Source organism: Oleiphilus sp. HI0066, from assembly GCF_001635725.1.
Genome location: NZ_LWFH01001579.1, coordinates 1 through 852, shown reverse-complemented (window position 1 = coordinate 852; position 852 = coordinate 1). Strand labels below are relative to the sequence as shown.

General features: G+C 45.8%; 1 protein-coding gene. It reads left to right on the top strand.

Annotation, left to right across the window (positions count from 1 at the left end; all coding sequences use genetic code 11):
* Positions 1 to 131 precede the first annotated feature (131 nt).
* A partial coding sequence (locus A3738_RS24920) for a glycine betaine ABC transporter substrate-binding protein (RefSeq protein WP_156504484.1) occupies positions 132 to 852 on the top strand: 721 nt, incomplete at its 3' end.

Here is an 852-nt window from a genome sequence, read left to right as displayed (position 1 = left end):
TTTTTATTATTTGAATAATAAACATGCCTTTTGCTGCAGCATTAGGGTTCGTCTTTGGAAACCTGTCGTAGCTATGTTAGGGTTAAAAGACAGAATAACAATCAAATACAAATCAATCGAAAGGGGTCAAAATGAAGAAGTCTCTTGTCGCTGCGCTTTCTGCTGCAGCTTTGCTTTCAGCTTGTGGTGGTAACAACTCTGAAGAAACTAATTCTGTTCAAGAATCGGCATCAGCATCATCAGCTAATGAATGCGGATCAGTGACTATTGCTGAGATGAACTGGAACTCTGCTGCGTTGATGGCGCATGTAGATAGTTACATTCTCAAGAATGGTTACGGGTGCGATACGCAACTTGTGGCGGGTGACACAATGCCAACAGGCACATCAATGATCGAGAAAGGTGAGCCAGATATTGCACCAGAGCTTTGGAGTAATGGTCTGCGCGAACCTCTCGACAAAGGTGTTGCAGAAGGTCGATTAAAGTATGCGGGCAATTCTTTGTCTGACGGTGGTGAAGAAGGTTTTTGGGTGCCGAAGTTCATGGTTGACCAAGATCCTAGCCTTGCAACAATCGCAGGCGTGAAAGCGAATGCTGCATTGTTTAAACACCCAGAAGATCCAAGCGCAGCGATGTTCATGGGTTGCCCAGCTGGCTGGAACTGTCAAATCTCGGGTGAAAACTTGTTCAAAGCGCTTGATTTAGAAAGCGCAGGATTCAAAGTGGTTGATCCAGGTTCTGGCGCGGCATTATCAGGGGCGATTGCAAAAGCTTACGAGCGTCAGGAAGCTTGGTTCGGTTATTACTGGGCGCCAACTGCTGTACTTGGTAAGTACGATATGGTGAAAGTAG